The organism is Corynebacterium halotolerans YIM 70093 = DSM 44683, assembly GCF_000341345.1.
In the GTDB taxonomy this organism is placed as follows: Bacteria; Actinomycetota; Actinomycetes; order Mycobacteriales; family Mycobacteriaceae; genus Corynebacterium; species Corynebacterium halotolerans.
Genome location: NC_020302.1, coordinates 2,178,100 through 2,200,772, shown reverse-complemented (window position 1 = coordinate 2,200,772; position 22,673 = coordinate 2,178,100). Strand labels below are relative to the sequence as shown.

Annotated in this window: 21 protein-coding genes, 1 tRNA gene and 1 other RNA gene; 13 read left to right on the top strand and 10 right to left on the bottom strand. The window is 67.5% G+C overall.

From position 1 onward, the window contains the following. Window positions 1–161: 161 nt before the first annotated feature. Window positions 162–746 carry a hypothetical protein gene (locus A605_RS15330; protein WP_149029419.1) on the top strand — a complete coding sequence of 195 codons (585 nt, stop codon included), beginning with the start codon at window positions 162–164 and terminating at the stop codon, window positions 744–746. A 134-nt stretch (window positions 747–880) separates the two neighbouring features. Here the strand turns inward: A605_RS15330 and A605_RS10175 are convergent, their stop codons facing one another. Next, window positions 881–1,135: an acyl carrier protein gene (locus tag A605_RS10175; RefSeq protein WP_015401430.1), complete on the bottom strand. Its 255-nt coding sequence runs from the start codon at window positions 1,133–1,135 to the stop codon at window positions 881–883. A gap of 88 nt (window positions 1,136–1,223) precedes the next feature. Here A605_RS10175 and A605_RS10170 point away from each other — a divergent pair, with 88 nt between their 5' ends. Together A605_RS10170 and A605_RS10165 are read left to right on the top strand one after the other, a co-directional pair. Further along, a complete protein-coding gene (locus A605_RS10170) occupies window positions 1,224–2,249 on the top strand; it encodes an alpha/beta fold hydrolase (protein WP_015401429.1) in 1,026 nt (341 codons plus the stop codon). A 176-nt stretch (window positions 2,250–2,425) separates the two neighbouring features. Further along, entirely contained in the window at window positions 2,426–3,775 is a 1,350-nt protein-coding gene (locus A605_RS10165; protein ID WP_015401428.1) for a hypothetical protein, read from the top strand. A gap of 101 nt (window positions 3,776–3,876) precedes the next feature. Here the strand turns inward: A605_RS10165 and A605_RS15860 are convergent, their stop codons facing one another. From A605_RS15860 to aceE, 3 genes are all read right to left on the bottom strand, one after another. After that, window positions 3,877–4,635 (bottom strand): DUF1707 domain-containing protein, encoded by a 759-nt coding sequence (locus A605_RS15860; RefSeq protein ID WP_015401427.1) that lies wholly within the window; start codon window positions 4,633–4,635, stop codon window positions 3,877–3,879. Between the two features lie 288 nt (window positions 4,636–4,923). Next, window positions 4,924–5,541, bottom strand: coding sequence for a DUF1707 SHOCT-like domain-containing protein (locus tag A605_RS14825; protein WP_081602120.1), 618 nt, complete (start codon window positions 5,539–5,541; stop codon window positions 4,924–4,926). Window positions 5,542–5,662: 121 nt separating this feature from the next. Beyond that, window positions 5,663–8,404, bottom strand: coding sequence for a pyruvate dehydrogenase (acetyl-transferring), homodimeric type (aceE, locus tag A605_RS10150; protein WP_015401425.1), 2,742 nt, complete (start codon window positions 8,402–8,404; stop codon window positions 5,663–5,665). Between the two features lie 713 nt (window positions 8,405–9,117). Between aceE and A605_RS10145 the strand changes: the two genes are divergently transcribed. Continuing rightward, a complete protein-coding gene (locus A605_RS10145) occupies window positions 9,118–9,549 on the top strand; it encodes a DUF3052 domain-containing protein (protein ID WP_027004514.1) in 432 nt (143 codons plus the stop codon). Window positions 9,550–9,644: 95 nt separating this feature from the next. Beyond that, window positions 9,645–9,717 (top strand) — tRNA-Val (locus tag A605_RS10140). A 54-nt stretch (window positions 9,718–9,771) separates the two neighbouring features. On the opposite strand, the gene A605_RS10135 is transcribed toward A605_RS10140, so the two are convergent. The 6 genes from A605_RS10135 to A605_RS10110 all read right to left on the bottom strand — a co-directional run bounded on the left by A605_RS10135 (window position 9,772) and on the right by A605_RS10110 (window position 14,379). After that, window positions 9,772–10,269, bottom strand: a complete 498-nt coding sequence (locus tag A605_RS10135) for a hypothetical protein (RefSeq protein WP_027004515.1) — start codon at window positions 10,267–10,269, stop codon at window positions 9,772–9,774. Window positions 10,270–10,370: 101 nt separating this feature from the next. Next, complete coding sequence (locus A605_RS10130) at window positions 10,371–11,048, bottom strand: hypothetical protein (protein ID WP_149029418.1); 678 nt, start codon at window positions 11,046–11,048, stop codon at window positions 10,371–10,373. A 5-nt stretch (window positions 11,049–11,053) separates the two neighbouring features. After that, complete coding sequence (locus A605_RS10125; RefSeq protein ID WP_015401421.1) at window positions 11,054–11,821, bottom strand: hypothetical protein; 768 nt, start codon at window positions 11,819–11,821, stop codon at window positions 11,054–11,056. A 313-nt stretch (window positions 11,822–12,134) separates the two neighbouring features. Further along, window positions 12,135–13,133: an SURF1 family cytochrome oxidase biogenesis protein gene (locus A605_RS10120; protein ID WP_015401420.1), complete on the bottom strand. Its 999-nt coding sequence runs from the start codon at window positions 13,131–13,133 to the stop codon at window positions 12,135–12,137. 45 nt (window positions 13,134–13,178) lie between these two features. Next, window positions 13,179–13,736: a low molecular weight protein-tyrosine-phosphatase gene (locus tag A605_RS10115; RefSeq protein ID WP_015401419.1), complete on the bottom strand. Its 558-nt coding sequence runs from the start codon at window positions 13,734–13,736 to the stop codon at window positions 13,179–13,181. Next, window positions 13,693–14,379 carry an HAD-IA family hydrolase gene (locus A605_RS10110; protein ID WP_015401418.1) on the bottom strand — a complete coding sequence of 229 codons (687 nt, stop codon included), beginning with the start codon at window positions 14,377–14,379 and terminating at the stop codon, window positions 13,693–13,695. Before A605_RS10110 ends, A605_RS10115 begins: the two co-directional genes overlap by 44 nt. Before the next feature lie 64 nt (window positions 14,380–14,443). Here A605_RS10110 and A605_RS10105 point away from each other — a divergent pair, with 64 nt between their 5' ends. From A605_RS10105 to A605_RS10075, 8 genes are all read left to right on the top strand, one after another. Beyond that, window positions 14,444–15,586 carry a Nif3-like dinuclear metal center hexameric protein gene (locus A605_RS10105; RefSeq protein WP_015401417.1) on the top strand — a complete coding sequence of 381 codons (1,143 nt, stop codon included), beginning with the start codon at window positions 14,444–14,446 and terminating at the stop codon, window positions 15,584–15,586. 11 nt (window positions 15,587–15,597) lie between these two features. Further along, window positions 15,598–16,329: a zinc ribbon domain-containing protein gene (locus A605_RS10100; RefSeq protein WP_015401416.1), complete on the top strand. Its 732-nt coding sequence runs from the start codon at window positions 15,598–15,600 to the stop codon at window positions 16,327–16,329. Continuing rightward, window positions 16,326–17,549, top strand: coding sequence for a bifunctional RNase H/acid phosphatase (locus A605_RS10095; RefSeq protein WP_015401415.1), 1,224 nt, complete (start codon window positions 16,326–16,328; stop codon window positions 17,547–17,549). The genes A605_RS10100 and A605_RS10095 overlap by 4 nt, the downstream gene beginning before the upstream one ends. A 57-nt stretch (window positions 17,550–17,606) precedes the next feature. Then, window positions 17,607–18,005, top strand: an RNA gene (gene rnpB / locus A605_RS14900) — RNase P RNA component class A. Between the two features lie 284 nt (window positions 18,006–18,289). Then, complete coding sequence (locus A605_RS10090) at window positions 18,290–19,339, top strand: alpha/beta fold hydrolase (RefSeq protein WP_015401414.1); 1,050 nt, start codon at window positions 18,290–18,292, stop codon at window positions 19,337–19,339. Window positions 19,340–19,491: 152 nt separating this feature from the next. Next, window positions 19,492–20,544 carry an alpha/beta fold hydrolase gene (locus A605_RS10085; protein ID WP_015401413.1) on the top strand — a complete coding sequence of 351 codons (1,053 nt, stop codon included), beginning with the start codon at window positions 19,492–19,494 and terminating at the stop codon, window positions 20,542–20,544. Window positions 20,545–20,596: 52 nt separating this feature from the next. Continuing rightward, window positions 20,597–21,994, top strand: a complete 1,398-nt coding sequence (locus tag A605_RS10080) for an RNB domain-containing ribonuclease (protein WP_015401412.1) — start codon at window positions 20,597–20,599, stop codon at window positions 21,992–21,994. Window positions 21,995–22,201: 207 nt separating this feature from the next. Continuing rightward, window positions 22,202–22,630, top strand: coding sequence for a VOC family protein (locus A605_RS10075; protein WP_015401411.1), 429 nt, complete (start codon window positions 22,202–22,204; stop codon window positions 22,628–22,630). Window positions 22,631–22,673: the final 43 nt, after the last annotated feature.

The window sequence follows — 22,673 nt, the reverse complement described above, 5'->3', positions numbered from 1 at the left end:
CTTCAGCTTCGAAAGGGTGAGACTTTAACGACATGCGGCCCCTCTGGGGCTTGGGGCATTGAAGGGACGGAAAGCGGATCTTCGGGCATGATCAAGCGCAATAATGGGGTAGAATTATTTGTCCATCGACATAGAGACTGCGTTAATCGGGAGGAAGGTGCATGAGCGATGAAGACGCCAGCTCGCGGAGCGAATCGCCGCGCCAGGATGAGGGGAGTCGATCTCATGGAGACCAATCCGCGTCCGCTCCGGACGAAACAGCGCATGCTCCAGAACAATCCGAGGGCAACCATTTACAAAGGTTGGACCGCGACTTTCAACGAGCTCGACAAGGCCATGAAGACGCTGAATCAGAAGTCCTAGACGCCGAGCCGGTGACCCGCGGCGAGCTGCGACATCTGTTCGCCGAGTTCTGGTCTGGCCCGACTCCGTCACCCCAGACCCTTGACGACTTCAAACAGGTGGATCCATCCTTTGCCGAACGAGCTTTCAGGATGTCTGAGGAGAGCGTCGCGGCATCCAACTATGAGAAGAGAAGGCTGGTTGACGGAGATGTCAGCGCGGTCCACCGCGGGCAGTGGATGAGCTTCGTGCTCACGGTTGTTTTCGTGGCAGCGGCATTAATTTCCTACCTGCTGAGCGAGAATGTGGCGCTGTCAGCGGCATTTCTCGCCCCACCCGCCTTCCAGTATCTCGGGAAGTTGATCCGCACCGTCCGCAACGAGGAGCGGGACCAGATCGAGTAGATGCCACGTCTGTCACCCTCTCAGCGGGCCGTCCCATGGGGCGAAGCGGATGTGTGCCTCGGCTGCCCGGCAATTGCTTCGATCGGCTCGGGAGCAGGTAGCCTCCGGGGATATCTACTACTGGAATGGCGTATCTACTTGTCCTCGTGGGTGACGATGTAGTCCAGCATCTCGCCGACGGTGGTGAAACCCAGCACGGTCGAGTCATCCAGGCGCACACCGAAGGTGTCCTCGGTGCGCACGGCGATCTCGATGAGCGAGAGCGAGTCGATGCCCAGTTCGCTGATCTTGGCCTCGGGCACAATCGCCTCGGACTCGATGCCGGAGGCCTCCTCGATGATCTGGGCCAGCTGGGGCAGGTGCTCGGCATGGGAGACGGGGGTACTCATGCCGGCCAGTTTAGCGGGGACGGGTGCCCGCGGCGGAGAGGAGCCCACGGGTACCGGGTGAACCGGGCTTCCCCGGTAATCTTGACCCATGCAGTTCGACGTCTCCTCTGTGCCGCGTGCCCTCCGCAGGTACTGGCTGGGGCTGGTCTCGCCCGCGCGGCGGAAACTCGCCCGCCAGCGCGGACAGTTCGGCCTCGATGGACGCGAACCAGGACTACGGAATCTGGATCGTGAGGGGATCGTCGAATCCGATGGGCTCCGTTTGAGGTACTACGAGGTCGGACCGCAGGACGCGGATCTGACGGTGGTGTTCGTCCACGGCTTCGGACTCGCCGCCAAATCCTTCTTCCAGCAGGTGGAGCACCTGCGGGAACGACATCCCGGGGTGCGCGGCGTGCTACTGGATTTCCGCGGCCACGGCCGCAGCGACACCGTCCCGCCGGAACGGTGCACGGTGACCGGGGTGGCGGACGATCTGCACGCGGTACTGGCCGAGCGGGTGCCGTCCGGCCGGCTCATCCTGGTGGGGCACTCCCTGGGCGGGCCGGTGATCTTCAACCTGCTGCGGCGGTGCCCGCCGAACCTGCACGAACGGATCGCGGGCCTGGTCATCGTGAGCTCGTCCTTCGATCCGTTCGCCGATCACGGCATCCCGCAGCTGCTCGGCACCTCCCTGGCCTCGCAGGCCCACGGGGTGGCCGAGGCAGCGCCGGACCTGGCCGAGCGGCTGCGCCGGGTAGTCACCCGGAACCTCGCGCCGGGCCTGGCCGTGGCCATCTACCGCCGGCCCACCGACTACGCGATCCTCGAGTTCCACGCGCAGATGTTCCACGAGACCCCGCTGGAGAGCTACCTGGGTTTCTTCGATGATCTGCGCGACCACGACGAGCTGGCGGCGGGGGAGAAGCTGGCGGGGATCCCTGGCTACGTGCTCCTCGGTGAGCTCGACGACGTGTCCCCGGAAAACCACTTCGAGCGGCTGAAGAAGGCGTGGCCTGAGGCCTGGCTGCAGGTCGGTGAGGCCGCCGGGCACATGCTGCCGCTGGAGGAACCGGAGATCGTCAACGCGGCGATCGACCGGTTGGTGGCCGCGGTTGGCGTCTGTAGAAGGTAGTCAGAACGCCAATTGCAGTAATAAGGGGTGAGGCGGGGGAAAGGCTACTTGGATCGCTTAGGTTCCCCGGCTTCGATGGGTGTTTACTAATACATTGCTGCGAAAATCCTGTATGCATTTTCGACGCTTTCTGTATTGGTTCGCCCCAGTTTCCGGGGCCTGTATTGAGGATCTGTATGTCTAAGTCGAAGTTTGTGGCCGGGCTGGCCTCGGCCGCGTTGTTGGGGACTGCCGTGGCGGTGGTTCCGACAGCCAGCGCAGTCGAACTTCACGTGGAGCAGCGCAATGGCCGGGATATTTGTGTTGCGACACTGAGTGATGCTGAAACGGAGTTTTCAAAGGAGTACTTTGCCACCCTGATTGAGAAGCACAAGGAGCTTGAGAACGAGCTCCGGGCTCAGTTTCCTGAGCTGAGCGATGAGTTCGCTGAGATCGACCAAATGTGGATTGAGAACCCGGATTGGGCTCGGGTTTATGGAACTCTGTCCATCCATGACGCTTTGGTTTCGAAGGGATTTTCACGGCTTGAGGCCGACTTCTTTGCCTTCACTAATTCCGATCTCGAGAACGAGTACCAGAGCTATGTCGACGACGGCTTCCCAGTGAACATCGAGATTCTCGCAGATTGGTCGAAGGCTGATATGGCCGACTACCCGTTCGGGACAGCACCGATCATCAACGTTGGTGCTGACTGGTCTTCGTCGGAGACTTCGTCCTCGATCCTCGACGCTTGGAGCGATGCGGAGTTTGTGAGCAGCAACCTCACGGGAGTTCCCTTCGGGTACAGCGATGCGCTGAAGCCGATTATCGCCCCGTACGGGTATCAGGTGCAGGAGGCGGAAGACCGCCTCACTGATTTCTACAGCCAAGCAGCGATTAGATCTGCAGTCGAAGACTGTGCGGCAGGGGTTTCGGAGGAGCTTACTCCGCCGGTCACTTCGCCGACCGTGACTGTTACAGCGTCTCCCGTCATCGTCACGGAGACACCGGAAGCGGTCACCACAACCGTGGCTCCCGAAACGATTGTGGTTGAGCCAACGCCGATCACTGAGACAGCCGAGCCGACCACGGTTACCGAGACTCCCGATCCGGTTACTGTTACCGCAGCTCCTACTACCGTGACCAAGCCTGGTGGAACCGTCACTGCGACTGCAGAGCCCATTACCGAGACTGCGACTCCCACAGTGACGGAGACTGCTGAGCCGTCGACGATCACGGAGACCCCGGAGCCGGTAACCGTCACCGCTGAGCCGTCGGTCATCACCGAGACTGCAGCCCCGACTACCGTGACCGAGCCCGGTGAAACGGTGACGGAAACGGCTGAGCCCACCATTGTCACGGTGACTCCGACGGTGACTGAGACAGCCGAGCCGACCAAGACGACCAAGCCTGCCGATGAAGAGAAGGAGGAGGGCTCCTCCGCTCTGCCGGTCTTCGGCATCTTCGCCGCGATTATCGCTGCCCTCGGCGGACTCCTGGCCTTCGCTGTCCCGCAGCTCGGTACGATCGCCTCGCTGCTGCCGTAGCAGGGGTTTAACCTCTCCGAACGTTGATAAGCCCGCTCCGTGAATCTGGAGCGGGCTTCGTGCATCCGCCCTACCGCACTCCACGCGGGCGTCGGTAAGCGCTACCAGCCCCCGCCCAAGAGTTTGCGCCAGACGGCGCCACGTTCGGTGAGCTGCTTCGTCTCCACCTTGATCTCCGAACCGCGGGCAGAGCCGGTGAGGATGACGCGCGGGGCACCGGGGGCGGGGGCGGTGACCTGGATGTCGGAGGACGACCAGGACTCCTTCATCCGGTTGTCCACGTGCACACCCGGCGGGACGATGACCTGGATGGTGGAGAAATTGGCGTTGATGTCGAAGGTGACCACCGGGGCGGCGGCGTGCGCCTGCCGCAGATCCAGGTGCAGGGAAGCGGCGTTGAGCTTGAACGTCGAGTGGGCGGGCACGGTCCACTCACCGCTGCGGCGGATGGCGCCCATATTCGAGGTCACCGGCTGATTGGGCGGTGCGACCGGCTGCGGGAAGTGCTGCGCTCCCGGCTGGGCCATCGGCTGGGGCTGGCCGTAGTGCGCCGGCGGCTGGGGCTGGCCGGGTTGCTGAGGATGACCCTGGTACGGCGGGTAACCCGGCTGCTGGTACTGGGCCGGCGGGTAACCCGGCTGCTGGGGCGGATACTGCGGGGCTTCCGGGCTCTGGTAGGTCAGGTAGCGGGCGCGGATGCGGTCGAGGACCGTCTTGTCATCGGTGGACCAGATGATGTCCATGAGCTCGTCGAACTCGGCGAACTGCAGCCGACCGGTGCCCACGAGGCGGGTCAGGTCGGCCTGGAGCTGCTCGCGGTCCTCGTCCCGGGGCTTGCCGGGGCGGTTGTCGTCGTTCACGGGGCGGGTCCTTACTCCTGCTTCTTCGCCGGGACGGTCATGGTCCACCCCTCGGACGCGTCCTCGCGGAGGCCGGATGGGTGGACCCTCGTTCTGTCATTGATGCCTCCGAGGGTACTCGCCGGCTGTGGCGCGGGGAACTGCGGCTCCGCGGGGTGGTGGGGCGGGGAGGAGGTGTATTTTCTCACGGGCGGGTTCGGAAAGATCCAGGCCAGAAATTAGTGACGTGTCAAGTATGGCAGGAAAATACACCTCTCCGGAAAACGCCCCTGCGCTCTCGGGCGCTGATCAGAGCCAGCGCCACCAGAAGGAGGGCTTGTCGTCCACTTCCTTGGTGGTGACCTTGACGTCACCCAGGATGCAGGTGCCGGTGAGCACCACCCGCGGCGCACCGGGCAGTGCTTCAGAGGTATCCACCTTGCTGTCCCCGAGGATGCTGTTGACCTGCACGTCCACGTACACCCCCGGCGGGACGACGATGCGGATGTCCCCGAGAAAGGTGTCCAGGTGGAGGGTGACCACCGGGCTGGCGGCGGTGGCCCGGCGCAGATCGAGGTAGGTGTCGCCGAGGATGGCGCGCACGCTCAGCCGCTCGGGCACGAGCCATTCGCCCTTGCGGGTCACATCGCCCAGGAAGGAGGACAGCTGCTGGCTGGCCTCGGGGACGACCGGATGCGGGGCGAAGGGGGTGGCGGCGGGCGTGCCGGCCAGGTGTTGCGTGGCCGGTGGCGGGGCCTGCGGGGTGGCCTCGGCGATGATGCGGTCGAGGGTGGTCTTGTCGTCGGTGGCCCAGACCACGCCCACCAGGTCGGTGAACTCACCGAGGTCGAGGCGGCCCTCGCCGACCGCCCTGGTCAAGGCCTCCTGGGCGCGCTCGCGGTCCTCGTTGAACTGCATCTGGCTCATGGCACCGAGGGTAGTGGGTCCGCGCCGGGCACGTGCGGTGTTGAGCCTGCCGCGGGCGTCGGCAAGCAACGTAAGAACCCCCTGCCGCGGGGCAGGGGGCTTCAGCGGGAACGGACAAACCTTAGGCCTTGGTCGGGTCGTCCAGGTTGTACTTCTCGGCGGCCTGCGCGGCGACCGACAGGTCGATCTTGTCCTCGCGGGCCAGGCCCATCAGCACGGCGACGACGATGGACTCGGCGTCGGTGTTGAAGTGGCGGCGGGCGGCCGGACGGGTGTCGGAGAAACCGAAGCCGTCGGTGCCCAGGACGAGGTACTGGCCCGGGACGTAGGCGCGGATCTGCTCCTGCAGGTCCGTGGCGAAGTCGGAGACCGCCACGTACGGGCCGGAGCCGGCCTGCTTGAGCTGCTTCGTGGCGAAGGGCTCCTCGGTTTCCTGATCCGGGTGGCGCAGCTGCTCCTGGTTCTTCGCCGCGCCGTCGCGGGCCAGCTCGACCCAGGAGGTCACGGAGAAGATGTTGGCGGCCACGCCGTAGTCCTCGCTCAGGATCTCCTGGGCGCGCAGGGCCTCCTGCATGCCGATGCCGGAGGCCAGGATGGAGGCCTCGTGGCCCGAGCCCTCGCCCTTGGAGTAGAGGTAGATGCCCTTGTGGAGGCCCTCGACGTCGAGATCCTCCGGCTCGGCCGGCTGGTGCGACGGCTCGTTGTACACGGTGAGGTAGTAGATGACGTTCTCGCCGCGGTCGGGGCCGTACATGCGGTCGATGCCCTCGCGGATGAGGTGCGCGACCTCGTAGGAGAAGGCCGGGTCATAGGTGACCACGCCCGGGTTCGTGGACGCCAGGATCGGGGAGTGGCCGTCCATGTGCTGGAGGCCCTCACCGGTCAGGGTGGTGCGGCCGGCGGTCGCGCCGATCAGGAAGCCACGCGCCATCTGGTCGGCGGCGGCCCAGATGCCGTCGCCGGTGCGCTGGAAGCCGAACATCGAGTAGAAGATGTACAGCGGGATCATCGGCTCGCCGTGGGTGGCGTACGAGGTGGCGGCGGCGGTGAAGGACGCCACGGAGCCGGCCTCGTTGATGCCCTCGTGCAGGATCTGGCCGTCGGTGGACTCGCGGTAGGACAGCATCAGGTCGTGGTCCACCGGCACGTAGTTCTGGCCGTGCGGGTTGTAGATCTTCAGCGTCGGGAACCAGGAGTCCATGCCGAAGGTGCGGGCCTCGTCCGGGATGATCGGGACGATACGCTTGCCCAGCTCCTTGTCGCGCATGAGCTCCTTGAAGGTGCGCACGAGCGCCATGGTGGTGGCGACCTCCTGCTTGCCCGAGCCCTTGCGCACGCTGCGCAGCTTGTCGATCGGCGGGACCTCCAGCGGGGTGTACTGCTCGCGGCGCTCCGGGAGGAAGCCACCGAGCTCCTTGCGGCGCTCGAGCATGTACCTGATCTCCTCGGAGTCCTCGCCGGGGTGGTAGTACGGCGGCAGGTAGGGGTCCTTCTCCAGCTCCTCGTCGGAGATCGGGATGCCCTGCTTGTCGCGGAAGAGCTTGAGGTCCTCGAGGGTCAGCTTCTTCATCTGGTGGGTGGCGTTGCGGCCCTCGAAGTTGTGGCCCAGGCCGTAGCCCTTGATGGTCAGCGCCAGGATCGCGGTCGGGCGGTCCTTGGTCTCCACGGCGCGCTTGTAGGCGGCGTGGACCTTGCGGTAGTCGTGGCCACCGCGGCGCAGGTTCCAGATCTCCTCGTCGGTCATGTCCTCGACGAGCTTGAGGGTGCGCTCGTCGCGGCCGAAGAAGTGCTCGCGGACGTAGGCGCCGTCATTGGCCTTGAAGGTCTGGTAGTCGCCGTCCGGGGTGGTGTTCATGATGTGGACGAGGGCGCCGTCCTTGTCCTTCTCCAGCAGCTCGTCCCACTCGCGGCCCCAGATGACCTTGATGACGTTCCAGCCGGCGCCGCGGAAGAAGGACTCCAGCTCCTGGACGATCTGCGAGTTGCCGCGGACCGGGCCGTCGAGACGCTGCAGGTTGCAGTTGACCACGAAGGTCAGGTTGTCCAGGTTGTACAGGGCGGCCTGCTGCAGCAGACCACGCGACTCCGGCTCGTCCATCTCGCCGTCGCCGAGGAAGGCCCACACGTGCTGCTCGGAGGTGTCCTTGATGCCGCGGTTGGTCAGGTACTTATTGAAGCGCGCCTGGTAGATCGCGTTCATCGGGCCCAGACCCATGGACACGGTCGGGAACTCCCAGAACTGCGGCATCCCGTGCGGGTGCGGGTAGGAGGGCAGCCCGCCCTGCGGGCGGGAGACCTCCTGGCGGAAGCCGTCGAGGTCGTCCTCGCTCAGCCGGCCCTCAAGGTAGGCACGGGCGTACATGCCCGGGGAGGCGTGGCCCTGGAAGAAGACGTGGTCACCGCCGCCCGGGTGGTCCTTGCCCCGGAAGAAGTGGTTGAAACCGACCTCATACAGCGGGGCGGCGCCCGCGTAGGTGGAGATGTGGCCGCCGACCGAGATCTCCGGGCGCTGGGCGCGGTGCACCATGATGGCGGCGTTCCAGCGCATCCAGCGGCGGTAACGCTTCTCCATCTCCTCATCACCCGGGAACTCCGGCTCCATGGTGGTGGGGATGGTGTTGACGAAGTCGGTGGAGGTAAGGGTCGGCAGCGGGACTCGCTTGGCCGTCGCACGCTCCAGCAGACGCAGCATCAGGTAACGGGCGCGCTCCGGCGACGTCTCGGAGAGAAGACCGTCGAGGGAGTCCATCCACTCGCGGGTCTCCTCCGGATCCGAGTCGTTGAGGTACGAGGCGACGCCGTCACGGATGAGCGGGAAGTTGGAGTCGTCCTTCTTATCCGTGGCGTCGAGGTTTTCAGCCATACCAATCCTCCTGTGATGGTGTTGTAGAGGCAATGCAGGCGCGCCAGTGGCGTGCTGCCCCACATGTGAGGTGGAACGGGACGGGACCGGGGGTGTGACCCTGCTACGCCTGCACTTCAGTAGACACAATACGTGGTTTGGGCCAGCGGAGACAGAGGGGACCGGCCAAAGCACGCCGGTGGGGGAAGGGGGCCGCACCGCCGGGGGCGGTGTGTTGACGCAGAAGACCGCTCCGGCTAACGCCGGGTGTTGATGTGGGGCGGGGTATGCGGCGGGGTGAAAATAATTCGGCGTCGGTGGCGGGCTGCCCCGGGGACCGTTGCGGGGGTGCTTCGCCGGTCGAAAGGACTTTTCGGCCCTTGCTGCCGGGCGGCGGTCGGTGGCGCGGGCCGGATCGTCGGTTCCGTCTGTGCCGGGTTGGCCGCCGTGGCCGGAATCACCCCCGCCGGGTAGCCGTCGGCGACGCCACGCGATCGGGGCGATCCACCTGAGTTGGGGGTGGCCCGGCCCCTGCCCGGGAGGGATGCGTCCGCGCGTGCGGGGCTTGAGGGGTGCGGGCGGGCGTCGTCACGCGTCCCGATCCCGGGAAGCGGGGGATGTTCTGACAGCGGAAAACAGGAAAAAGGGGCCGTCGCCTTGTATCCTGCGAAGAAGAAGATATTTCACTGCCCCGACTGTTACGGTCGGGGGTTATGACAAGGAGGAACAACACAGTGGTGGACGCTCCGGGCGTCGTCAATAAGACTGCCCAGGAATACGTACAACTTCTCGGTATTGAACCGGGAATGATCGTTCAGGAAGTCGGCTGGGACAGCGACTGTGACAGCGCCATCTCCGAGGCCGTCGAAGACGTCATCGGCGAAGAGCTCCTGGATGAAGACACTGACGAACTCTGTGACGTCGTCCTGCTGTGGTGGCGAGACGAGGACGGTGACCTCGTCGACGGACTGGTCGACAGCATCCGTCCGCTCGCCGAGAACGGCCGCATCTGGCTGCTGACCCCCGGCGCCGGCAGGTCCGGCACCGTGGCTCCGGGTGACATCAACGAGTCCGCGCAGCTGGCCGGCCTGGTGCAGACCTCGGCCGAGCGTCTCGGCCAGTGGCAGGGCTCCTGCCTGGTCCAGCGCGGCAACACCAAGAAGTAGGGCGTCCGCCGCCGGAGGTGAAAGCGCGGTTTCCGGCCGCGTCCCCGTCCGTGGTATCGTGGACGGGCTGATCACCCTCGACGGTGTGATGCTCTGCGCCTTTAGCTCAGCTGGAAGAGCAATTGGTTTACACCCAATAGGTCGGCGGTTCGAGCCCGTCAGGGCGCACAGGATAAGGGGCCCTGGTGGCCCCTTTTTTTCATGTCCGCAGCCCCGTGGGCGCTATGCCAGGGGCATGCGGACCTCGGCATAGTAGTAGTATTCCGCGTCCGAACCGACTGCCAGCCCGAGTCGCGTGTCTGCCTCATACGACGTCCCGAGGATGACCGCCTGCAGGTACGTGTCCTCGGCGTGGCGGATCATGGGCTCCATGTAGTCCCGTGGAATCCGGACCAGGGTGGTCTGCGTCCGCGATTCCGGGTCATATTCTTGCCTGGGGTAGCTCTCCAACGGGTCTTCCCCGTCAACGGCCGCCGCCACCACGGCCTCGGCCTGCTCCTCAGCTTCCTCATCGAGCGTGTATCCGCGGGCGGCGTACGCCCCCGTGGCGGTTTCGAGCAGCCTCTGCTCGGCTGTCTGCTGTTCCGGGCGCGCATCGCTGTCGACGAGTGCGCTCGAACCGGAGGACAGGGAGGACTGGGCGTGGGCGACGGTGGTGCCGGCGAAGGAAACTGCGAGTGCGAGGCCGGCCCCGGTGATCATGCGGGCAATTTTTCTCATCCATTCAAGATGACACAGCAAGTCTTTTCCTCCGATATCGACCGCTCCCGTCACCCTTAACAGGGGTGAGTTCAACGACGGTGGGGAGGTGCCACTCTCCGCTAACCGGTGGCCCGTCCCCAGTGCCGGTGCCGGTTCTCGGCGTGGATGTTCTCGACCAGGTGGTCGTCGGCATCCTGCGGCAGCCAGAGCGTCACGGGTTGCTGGCCCAGCCCCATCAGCAGGTCGACCACCCGGTGCCCGGCGGGGGCCACCGCCTCAATGATCGCGGCCTCCAGCTCCCGGTCACCGAAGTACGGGTCGATCCGGAAGGAGTGGCCGCGCACCTCCATTCTCAGGGTGTACTGCAGGATGCCGGTGTTGTCGCTGCCCGGGTCGGTCCTGAAGTGGATCTCACCCAGCTGGTCGGCGGTGCCCGCCCGGGCGGCGACCTCGCGGATGAAGTGCTTCATGTCCAGAACCGAGATGCGTCCCCACTCGTCGTCGACGAAGACGTGCGGGAACAACAGCTCGCCGGACCGCCCGCGCAGCATGAGCAGCGTGGTCAGCGGGCGGCGCCGGAACTCGACCACGCCGGTGACGGGCACGCTCAGCAGATCGTCGCGGGTGATCTCGCGGCGGGGGAGGAAATTGTAGGCGGCCAGCATCCGCAGGCATTCCTGCAGCAGCTCCCGGTCGGAGGACACGGGAACAGGCGCGGACCGCGTGGGTGCCGGGAAGCGCCCGGACCCGCGGGGTGAGGTGTCGTCGGAGCGGAAGACCTGCTTCCGGAGGCCCATGCGGGTCATCCCCTCCGCGGTGACGTGCCGGGGTGGCGGCGCCGCTGGTCGAGGGTGGCGGCCAGCCGGTTCCCCGCGGCGGTGTCCTCGGCCACGAAGACGCGCTCGACCGTGGCGGCGAGTTCCTCGGGCACCCACGCGTGGATGCTGAAGTCATTCGTGGCCACCCAGCGGTGCCCCGGGGGAGTGGCGTCCTTCAGCAGGGAGCGGATGACGTCCGGGTCCGCGAAATCGCCCTCGACGGCGATGCTGTGCTCGACCCTCTCCCCGTCACGCAGGTAGCTCAGCTCCCCGGTGGGGTGGTTCGCGAAGAAGGGGCCGAAGTGCAGGTCGCAGTACACCTCCTCGAAGCGTTCCCCGGTGCCGGCGGCCTCCGCCATCCACCGCAGCAGGTGGGCGTAGGCGTCATTGGAGTTGATGGACTCCGACTCGAAGGTGAACACCCGGGGGAACAGCGACCGGCCCTCCTCGTCCTCGAGACGGAGCAGGGCCGTGATCCGTTCGGCGGTGAACCCCTCGGCGCCGCCGTAGAAGGCGAAGTCGATGTCGTCGACGAGGATGTCGCGCACCGGTGTGAAACCCAGCTCCTCCGCGGCGGTCAGTGCCAGGTGCAGGGCCTGCGCGGCCTCCCGCGGGTCGCAGTTCAGCGCGGGATCGGCCCCGGAGCCCGAGTGGATCCGGCGGCCCGTGCGCGGCCCGGGTGTGCCCGCCGCGCGGGCGTCGATACGCCCGGCGTCGTCTGAGGTGCCGAGGAGGCGAGTCCAGAAGCCCATGATGAAACCTGCCAGGTAGAGGTGGGAATGAGTCTACCGCGTAGATTGGCGTCTGAACAGGGGTACGGGGCGAATCTGTGGGGCGAATCCGGGCAGCGGACGGGCGGTGGCCCAAGGTGCATCATCCCACGTTCGTTGTCTCGTCACCAATGGCACAAACAGGCATTATGCATCCCTCGCGCACGGAAAATACACCTCCTGACCAGCCCCGCCCCCGCAGTGACCCGGCCGACGGAACCCGATCAACCGAAACGGGGCCGGGCACTGACTCGACGGTCTCGACAGTGCCCGGCCCCGCGGCGGAAAACCCGGTTCAGAAGCGCTCCCGCTGCCGCTGGGCGAACTTCCGGTAGTGGTTGGGCTGGCTGTCGCCGTAGCGGTCGTGCAGCTTGCGGGAACGGGCGGTGGCCGCATTCTTCTGGGACCCGGCGTCGGCCAGGTCGTTCTCCGGGTGGGAGGCACGGTCGTCGGCACGCGGTTCGGTGTCGTCTTCTACGGTCTCAACCGCGCCCTCGGCGAGTTCCTCCTCCTCGCGGCGCACGCGGCGGCGCTCCTTGAGCTCGGCCCAGATGAAGTAGCCCAGGCCCAGCGGCGCCATGATGCCGAAGGCGATCCACTGGAAGCCGTAGGACAGGTGCGAGCCGCGGTCGAGCTTCGGCACCGGGATGGCGTTGAGCTCACCGGCCTCGCCCTCGGACAGCTGCACGTAGTCCTCGGCCAGGTCGGTGCCGGTGACCTCCGATATCTGGTCGGTGTTGATGCCGTGGACCTGGCGGTAGCCCTGGTCCTCGATCGGCTCGCTCGACGGCACGATCTCGTTGAGGCGGGCGTGTCCGACGATGGACTGCTCGCCGGACGGCGGGGCCTCGATGGGCGGCACCCCACCCTCCAGCGGCGGCTCGAAACCGCGGTTGACCAGGATGACCTCGCCCGAGTTCAACTGGAACGGAGTCAGCGAGTGGAACGCCGGGGAGGAGTCCACGGGGCGGTTGCGCAGCAGGACCTCATCCTGGGGCAGGTAACGGCCCTCGAGGATAACGCGCGTCCATTCCTCGCCCGCCTCGATGGAGCCGTGTGCGTCGAAGACCTCCCCGACGGCGACGGGAGCGAGGTCGAAGGCGGCGTCGATCTGCTCGTTGCGCTGGACGATGTCGTCGTCCTTGTTCAGCTGCCAGGGGGCGAGGAACGTGAAGGCGGCGTAGGAGAAGGCGATGATCGCGAGGACCGAGAACACCCAGCCGGGCCTGAGGAAGGTCCGCCAGCCCTTCTTCTGCGTGGTCCGGCCGTACCTGCGGTTGATCGTGCTGCTCACAGCAGTTGAGTCTACCGTCCCGTCGGGTGGGTAAGTCCAGCCCGCTCAGCGCCGCGCACCGGAGTACGCGGTCCCGGAGTATGCGACGCGGGAGTCCAGCCGCTCGCGCACCCAGGCGAGGATGCCGGGCACCGCCGCCTCGATCTGGTGGCGGGTCAGGGTGAAGCCCTCGGGGCCGCCGTAGTAGGGATCGGCCACGCTGGCCTCATCGGGGGCGTCCGGGTCGAAGCTGCGCAGCAGGCGGACCCTGTCCTCGTCCGCGCCGCGGGCGATGACCTCGGAGCGGTGGCCGGTGTCCAGGGCGATGAGCAGGTCGGCGGCCAGGTTGGCCGGGCCGAGCTGGGCGGCGGTGTGCTCGCTGCCGTCGTATCCGGCGGCGCGCAGCTCGGCGACGGCGCGCCGGTCCGCGCCCTGGCCGACGTGCCAGCCGCCGATGCCGGAGGAGCTCACGCGCACGTGCCCGCCCAGTCCCGCGTTCTCGAGGGCGTCGCGGACGATGATCTCCGCCATGGGGGAGCGGCAGATGTTTCCGGTGCAGATGAAGTCGAGGTGCAGACGGTCAGTCTCGGGCCGGGTTTCCGAGGACGCCGGCGTGCCAGTCATGGACGATCCCTTCCAGTTCTTCCGGGTCATGGGCGGTGAAACGGGCGGCGGCCCACTCCTCGGGAGTGCCGTACCCCCAGGTCACCGCCACGGTGTCGATGCCGAAGTGGGCGGCGCCCTCGATGTCGTGGGAGCGGTCGCCGACCATGAGGATATCGGAGGACCGCCCGGAAAGCCCAGTCTGTTCCAGCACGTGGTCGATCACGTCCTTTTTCGCACGTCGCGGCCCGTTTTCCTGGGCGGCGCCCAGGAAGTCGAGGTGGTCGATCATCCCCTCGCGCTCCAGGATGCGGCGGGCGAAGGCCTCGCCCTTCGACGTCGCCGTGCACAGGGTGTGGCCCTGCTCCTTCCACGTGCGCAGGAGATCGAGCATGCCCGGGAAGGCGGTGGCGTCCGCCCAGCCACCGCGGTGGGTGTGGTCGAGGTAGGCGGCGAAGGCGTCGTCCGCCTGCTCCTCGCTCATGCCCAGCGAGCGCAGCGTGACCTCCATCGGCGGGCCGGGGATACGCGCGATGGTCTCCTCGTCCGGGTGCGGCCAGCCGATGGAGTCCAGGGCGTGGAGGAAACCGGCGCGGATGCCGGGGAAGGAATCGATGAGGGTGCCGTCGACGTCGAGGAAGATGATGCTCACGCCCACCAGCATGGCAGAGCCCGTGTCCGGGTGCCCGTCTAGACTGGCGGGGACGCACAAGGGAGGAAAGCATTCAATGACGACCGTCGCCGATATCCGGGCCGTCCTCGAGACGGCCTATCCGCCGAAGCTCGCCGAAAGCTGGGACGCCGTGGGACTGATCTGCGGGGACCCGGACGAGGAGGTGGGCAAGGTCGCCTTCGCCCTCGACTGCACCCAGGCGGTGGCCGAGCGCGCCGTGGAATCCGGCGCCCAGATGCTGGTGGTCCACCACCCGCTGCTGCTGCGCGGGGTGACCTCCGTGGCCGCCGACACCCCGAAGGGCCAGGTCCTGCACACCCTCATCCGCGGCGGCGTGGCCCTGTTCGCCGCCCACACCAACGCCGACTCCGCCCGCCCCGGCGTCAACGACCGGCTGGCGGAGCTGGTCGGCATCACCCCGGGCCGGCCGATCCTGCCGAAGAGCCCGGCCGCCCGCGACCGCTGGGGCGTGCACGTCCCGCCCGCGGACGTCGAGAAGCTCAAGTCCGCGCTCTTCGACGCCGGCGCCGGACGCATCGGCGACTACGCCGAGTGCGCCTTCGACATCGAGGGCGTCGGCCAGTTCACCCCGCAGGAGGGCGCCGACCCCACCGACGGGAGGGTCGGCGAGAACTACCGCGACGTCGAACTGCGCGTGCAGTTCGTCGCCCCCGCGTCACGACGCCGCGCCATCATCGACGCCCTGCGCGCCCACCACCCCTACGAGGAACCGGCCTTCGACATCGTCGAGATGCAGCCCGACCAGGATCTCACCGAGGCCGTCGGGCTCGGCCGCGTCGGCGAACTGCCCGAGGCCATGCCGCTGCGCGAGTTCGTCCAGCAGGTCGCGGACCGCCTACCCGTGACCGAGTGGGGCGTGCGTGCCGCCGGTGATCCGGACAAACTGGTCAGGAAGGTCGCCGTGAGCTCCGGTTCCGGCGACGGCTTCCTCGACACCGTCCGCGGCCTGGGCGTGGACGTCTACGTCACCTCCGACCTGCGCCACCACCCCGTCGACGAGTACCTGCGCGCCGGAGGGCCGGCCGTGATCGACACCGCCCACTGGGCCAGCGAGTTCCCGTGGACCGGGCAGGCCGCCGGGATCATCGCCCGCGAGGCGGGCGTGGATACCGAGATCATCGACCTGCGCACCGATCCCTGGACCCTGGCCGCACGCTCCGCGCACGCGGGCGAGTAAGAAAGGACACTATGAAACTCGACCCCACCCAGCAGACCACCCTCCTCGAACTGGCGACCACCGAACGCGCCATCGCCGCCGCCGGCGACCGCGCCACCGAGACGCCGGAGCAGCAGGATCTCGACCGCCTGCTGGACGAGCAGCGCCGCATGCGCGACGCCGCCGCCTCCGCCCAGATGGCCGTTGACGACATGGAGGCCGAGATCCTGCGCATCCAGGAGGACGAGCGCAAGCTGCGCCGCCGCGAGCGCGACAACAAGGCCCAGCTCGGCGCCGAGACCGACCCCGAGCGCCGCCGCGACCTCGAGCACGACCGCTACTCCGCCAAGTCGCGCATCGCCGACCTCATGGCCGAGCTGCAGGAGGCGCACAACGAGATCCACGCCCTGCGCAACAACCGCGACGTCCACGGCGCGCAGCTCGACGACCTCGAGGTCAAGATCGGGACCGCCCGCCGTGCCGCCGACGCCGCCAACGAGGCCGCCGCCGCGCTCCAGGACCCGGCCGAGCACATCGCCGCCCTGCGCGCGCAGCTGCCCGAGGACGTCGTCGCCGAGTACGAGCGCCAGAAGATCGAGAACGAGGTCGGCGTCGCCGCCTTCAACGGCCGCGCCTGCGGCGGCTGCTTCATCGTCCTGCCGCCGGCCGATCGCTCCGCCATTGCCGGCGCGGCCGCCGATGAACTCCCGCAGTGCCCGAACTGCGGCTCCTACCTGGTGCGCCGGGGTCCGGAGGGCCAGTGAAACTGATCATCGAGGCCGACGGCGGCTCCCGCGGCAACCCCGGCGTCGCCGGCTCCGGCACCGTCGTCTACGACGCCGACCGCAACGTCCTCCGCGAGATCGCCTACGTGGTGGGCAAACGGGCGACCAACAACGTCGCCGAGTACCACGGCATGCTCCGCGGGCTGGAGGCCGCCCGCGAGTTGGGGGCGAGCGAGGTCGAGATCTACCTGGACTCCAAGCTCGTCGTCGAGCAGATGTCCGGGCGCTGGAAGATCAAGCACCCCGACATGCAGAAGCTCGCCATCGAGGCACGCAAGATCATGTCCACCTTCGACTCCGTGACCTTCACCTGGGTCCCGCGCGCGAAAAACAAGGCCGCCGACGCCCTGTCGAACGTCGCCATGGACGCCGCGGCCGCCGGCCACGCGCCGGGCGTGGTGGGGGATGAGTCCGTCGGTTCCGCCTCCGACCAGGACCCGACGGTCGTGCCGGCGGCCGCTGGTTCGGCGGCTTCGGCGGCTTCCGCGGCGCAGGACGACACGACCGGGATGGCCGCCGACCGCAGCCAGCCCGCCGCCAACAACCCCTCGCACTGGACCGGGGCGTCGCACCCACCGACGCGTTTCGTGCTGCTGCGCCACGGCCAGACCGCGATGTCGGTGGCCAAGCAGTACTCGGGCCGCTCCAACCCGCAGCTGACCGAACTCGGCCTGGCACAGGCCAAAGCGGCCGCGGAGGCGATCGGGGAGCGCGCCGGCATCGACGCCGTGATCACCTCCCCGCTGGACCGCTGCCGGCAGACCGCCGAGCTGGCCGCCGGGGTGCTCGGGCTGGAGGCGATCGTCCACGACGACCTCATCGAGCTCGACTTCGGTTCCTGGGAGGGCCGGACCTTCCAGCAGGCGCACGCGGCCGACCCCCTGATCCACGAGGCGTGGATCTCGGATCCGAGCGTCACCCCGCCGGGCGGGGAGTCGTTGAAGTCCCTGGACAAGCGCACCCGCCGCATCCGCCGTCGGCTCGAGGCCGACTACGCCGGCCGCACCGTGCTGGTGGTCAGCCACGTCACGCCCATCAAGTCCTTCATCCGCCAGGCCATGGGCGCGGGCCCGAAGATGTTCTCCCGGGTGTTCCTCGACCTGGCGAGCATCTCGGTCGTCGAGTTCTTCGCCGAGGACGCCCGCGTCGACGGCTGCGTGCGCGTGGTCAACGACACCGCGCACCTGCGTCGGCTCTGACCGGGGTGCCGGGGCTTTCCCCGGGGTCGGTGGGGGAGTAGGATCACCGGAAGCGAATGAGTCGGCCGGGTGATCGCGGCCCCCGAACCAGCCGTCCACGGCGAAGGCGGGTGTCGAGGAAAGTCCGGACTCCACAGAGCACGGTGGTTGCTAACGGCAACCCGGGGTGACCCGCGGGCACGTGCAACAGAAAGTAGACCGCCCGGTTTCGGCCGGGTAAGGGTGAAAGGGTGCGGTAAGAGCGCACCGGCGGGCCAGGTGACTGGTCCGGACAGGTAAACCCCACCGGGAGCAAGGCATTACGGCCTGTTCACAGAGCAGGCCGGTTCGGATGATTGAGGGCTGCTCGCCCGAGTCCGAAGGTAGCTGCTTGAGGCGGTCAGCGATGGCCGACCCAGATGGATGTTCACCGCCCCTCACGGGGTACAGAATCCGGCTTACAGGCCGGCTCATTCGCCCTTTTCTTTCTTCTCCTGCGTGTTTTCCGCTTCCGGGTTCCGCTCCCGTCCGGCCGATGTTGGTGAAGGGGCGGTTTGTGCCGGAAAACGAGGAAAACCGCGGGCGCGGGGAGCCAGACCGCCCTCCTGCAACGGCGCGCACAGTGCGCAGCTGCGCACTCACCGCTTGAATCCGCCGACACCGCCGACACCGCCGCACTACCGTCCCGCGAACCGCCCCGAAACTTCACACGTCCGCTTAAGATGTGCCCCAGAACACAACCCACGGTGATCGGAGCGGACATGTACCCGAACAACTTCTACTCCCCGGAAGTCCAGGGCCCCTACGAGATGATCGGCATCGGCCGGCTCGAGCTGGAACACGGCGGGGTCATCGAGAACTGCGAGCTGGCGGTGGCCACCCGCGGCGAGCTCAACCAGGCCAAGGACAACGCCATCCTGATCCCCACCTGGTTCTCGGGCACCCACCAGGCGTGGATCGACTCCTACATCGGTGCGGGCCACGCCCTGGATCCGGACAAGTACTTCATCGTCATCGTCAACCAGATCGGCAACGGGCTGTCGACCTCGCCGCACAACACCGACGACGAGTCCATCGCGATGTCGAAGTTCCCGTTCGTGACCATCGGTGACGACGTCGTGGCCCAGGAACGGCTCCTGCGCGAGCACTTCGGCATCACCGAGCTCTTCGCCGTCGTCGGCGGTTCCATGGGCGCCCAGCAGACCTACGAGTGGGCGGTGCGCTTCAACGAGAAGGTCAAGCGCGCCGCCCCGATCGCCGGTACCGCGCAGAACACCCCGCACGACTACCTGTTCACCCAGGTCCTGCTCGACGCGATCACCTCCGATCCCGGTTTCAACGGCGGTGAGTACGCCTCCCACGAGGACGTCGCCGAGGGCCTCAAGCGCCACGCCCGGGTGTGGGCGATCATGGGCCTGTCCACCGAATGGTGGAAGCAGGAATGCTGGCGCGGCCTCGACCTCGAGAGCCGTGACCAGGCGCTGACGCACTTCCTCGAGCCGACCTTCGGGGCGATGGATCCGAACGCGTTGCTGGTCATGGGGCGCAAGTGGCAGCACGGCGACGTCGCGCGCTTCGGCGGCGACGACCTGGCCACCGCGCTGGGACGCATCACCGCGAAGGTCTTCGTCATGCCCATCAGCGAGGACATGTTCTTCCCCGTCCGCGACTGCGCCGCCGAGGCCGACCTCATTCCGGGCGCCGAGCTGCGCGTCATCGACGACATCGCCGGGCACTTCGGACTGTTCAGCTTCGAGCCTTCCTACATGGAGCAGGTCGACCGTCACCTGGGCGAGCTGTTCGCCAGCTGAGAGCACGCACCTGGCGTCCCACCAGGCGCCACCTCCGGGGCGGAAGTGTGACCGAATGGTTTCATTCCTGAAACGAATGGTGGAAAACCTGTCTTACCTGCGGATTCGCTCCTAGCATGGGGCTCAGACCATCCGTACGTGATTGGAGCACCATGTACACGAACGACTTCTATTCCCCGGAGGTCCAGGGGCCCTACGAGAAGATCGGCATCGGCCGCCTCGAGCTGGAGAACGGCGGGGTGATCGAGAACTGTGAGCTGGCGGTGGCCACCCGCGGCACCCTGAACAAGAAGAAGGACAACGCCGTCCTCCTGCCGACGTGGTTCACCGGGACCCACAAGACCTGGATCGAGCACTACATCGGCTCCGGCCACACCCTGGATCCGGAGAAGTACTTCATCGTCATCGTCAACCAGATCGGCAACGGGTTGTCCACCTCCCCGCACAACACCGGTGATCCCTCGATCACCGGGCCGAAGTTCCCGTTCGTGTCCACCGGGGACGACGTCACCGCCCAGGAGCGCCTCCTGCGCGAGCACTTCGGCATCACCGAGCTCTTCGCGATCGTCGGCATCGCGATGGGCGGGCTGCAGGGCTACGAGTGGGCGGTGCGCTACCCTCAGCGGGTCCACCGGTTGGCCTCCATCGCCGCCGGCCCGCACAACACCCCGCACGACCACCTGTTCACCGAGGTCCTCATCGAGCAGATCACCTCCGACCCGGGTTTCAGCGGCGGCGAGTACGCCTCCCATGAGGACGTCGCCGAGGGGCTCAAGCGCCACGCCCACATCTGGGCGGTGCTCGGCCTGTCCACCGAGTGGTGGCGGTGGGAGGACTGGCGTGACCTCGGCGTCAATTCGCGGGAGGAGGCGGTCACCGAGTTCCTGGAACCGGCCTTCACCGCCCTCGATCCGAATTCGGTGGTGACCATGGCGCGCAAATGGCAGCTCAGCGACGTCACCCGGCACACCGGCGGGGATCTGGCCGCGGCCCTGGGCGGCATCACCGCGCGGGTGTTCGTCCTGCCGATCAACTTCGACATGTTCGTCACCCCGATGGACTGCGCCGAGGAGACCAAGCTCATCCCGCGCGGGCAGCTGCACGTGATCCGGGATGAGGCCGGCCACTTCGCCCTCTACAACATCAGCCGGACCTACATGGAGCAGATCGACCGCAACCTCCGCGAGCTGTTCGCCTCCCGGTGACCCCGGCTTCGGGCAGCGACACGGGCCCTCGCCTGTGCGAGAATATGGCTTCATGAAGCTTTATGCGGCACCCCTGAACTTCCGCGGCATCGCCGAGGAGTTCAGCGTGCCCACCGGCTTCACCCCGCGGCTGCACGCCGAGGCCGCCGCGGTGTGCGACCGGTACGCGGACGGGCGTCGCGACGCGCGCGGCATCCCCCTGGTCACCGTCGACCCGCCCGGCTCGAAGGACCTCGACCAGGCGGTGTTCATTGAGCGCACGGCAACCGGCTACCGCGTGTTCTACGCGATCGCCGACGCCGCCGCCTTCATCGAACCCGGTGGCGCGCTCGAGGCCGAGTCCCTCCGCCGCGGCCAGACCATCTACCTGCCCGACGAGCCCGCCCGCCTGCACCCGGAGGAACTCTCCGAGAACAACGGCTCCCTGCTGCCCGGGGTGGACCGGCCCGCCGTGCTGTGGACCATCGAACTCGACGGGCGCGGCGAGGTCGAGCGCTTCCACCTCGAGCGGGTCCTCGTGCGCTCCAACGCGCGCCTGAACTACGAGAAGGTCCACGCCGACCACCTCGCCGGCACCATGCACCCCTCGATCGAGCTGCTGCCCGAGGTCGGCCGCCTGCGCGAGGCGTCCGCCCTGCGACGCCACGCCATCAACCTGCGCCTGCCGGCCCAGCGCGTGGCGGTGCTCGCCGACGGCCGCTTCGAGCTGGTCATCGAGCCCCGGCACGGGGTCATGGACTGGAACTCCGAGATCTCCCTGCTCACCGGGATGTGCGCCGGTCAGCTGATGAAGGAGCACGGCACCGGGATCCTGCGCACCCTGCGCCCGGCCACGCCCGAGGCAGAGGTCGAGTTCCGCGCCGAGGCCCGGGCCCTGGGCCACCACCTTGACGACGACCGCGACATCGGCGAGTTCCTGCTCTCCGTCGACGCCACCGGGACCCGCGGCATGGCTGTGATGCGCGAGGCCCAGAAGCTGCTGCGCGGGGCCGGCTACGCCCGCGCCGACCCGGACAGGGCCGAGGTGCACGCCGGGATCGGCGGTTATTACGCGCACGTGACCGCCCCGCTGCGCCGGCTGGTCGACCGCTTCGCCACCGAGTACTGCCTCGCGCTGGTCGAGGGCAGGGAGGTGCCGGAGTGGGTGGTCGAGCGCACCGACGCGGTCATCCAGGCGATGAACCGGGCCTCGAACCTGGCCAACACCGTCGACCGGGCCTGCCTCAACCTCACCGAGGCAACCGTGCTGGCCCCCTGGGTGGGACACAATTTCGACGCCGTGGTGCTCACCTCCGACGCCGAGCGCGACCAGGCGCGAATCCTCGTCGCCGATCCGCCCGTGCTGGCCGAGTGCCTGGGCCACCCCGGACAGGGCACGCAGGCCAAGGTCTCGCTCATCCGGGCCGACGTGGCGGGCCGCGAGGTGGCCTTCGCCTGGCCGGCGGATTAGGCGGGGCGTCGCCGGGGCAGGGACTGGACTTCGCCATCCACCACCACCGTGACACCGGTCCGCGAACCCTGCGCGACGTCGACGGGGAGGGGGAGGTCTCCGAGACCGACGGGTGGGCACGCCTCATGCTGGTTCTTCCCTAATCGGAGGACGCATTCTAGGCTGCATTGTGTTCGGTATCACAGCTGGGTTGAAAAGGGGTCCGTCATGTCAGTCCCACCGCCGATTCGTCTGGAGCACCGCCAGATCTACGTCAACCTGCCGGCCGCCGACCTGCCGAAGCTGCGCGAGTTCTACCGCGCGCTCGGTTGGAGGCTCAACGAGACCTTCAGCGGTGAGCAGACGGCTTCCTTCGAGGTCAGCGACCACATTGTGGTGATGCTGCTGGAGCGCGGGTACTTCGACAGTTTTCATCAGCGCGAGTCGATCGAGCCGCGCGGACCACGGGAGATGTTGAACGCACTGAGCGCGTCCAGCGCCCGCGACGTCGATGAGTTGATTCGTCGCGCCCGTGAGGCCGGAGGCACCGTCTTCCGCGAGCCTGAGGGGCAGGGGCCGATGTACAGCGCCGCCTTCGACGATCCGGAAGGTCATGGCTGGGAGGTCGTCTACATGGACCCGGCGGTCCTGAGCTGACCCGTTCCGGATCGATGCCCCGGCGCGCCTGCTCCCGCAGGGC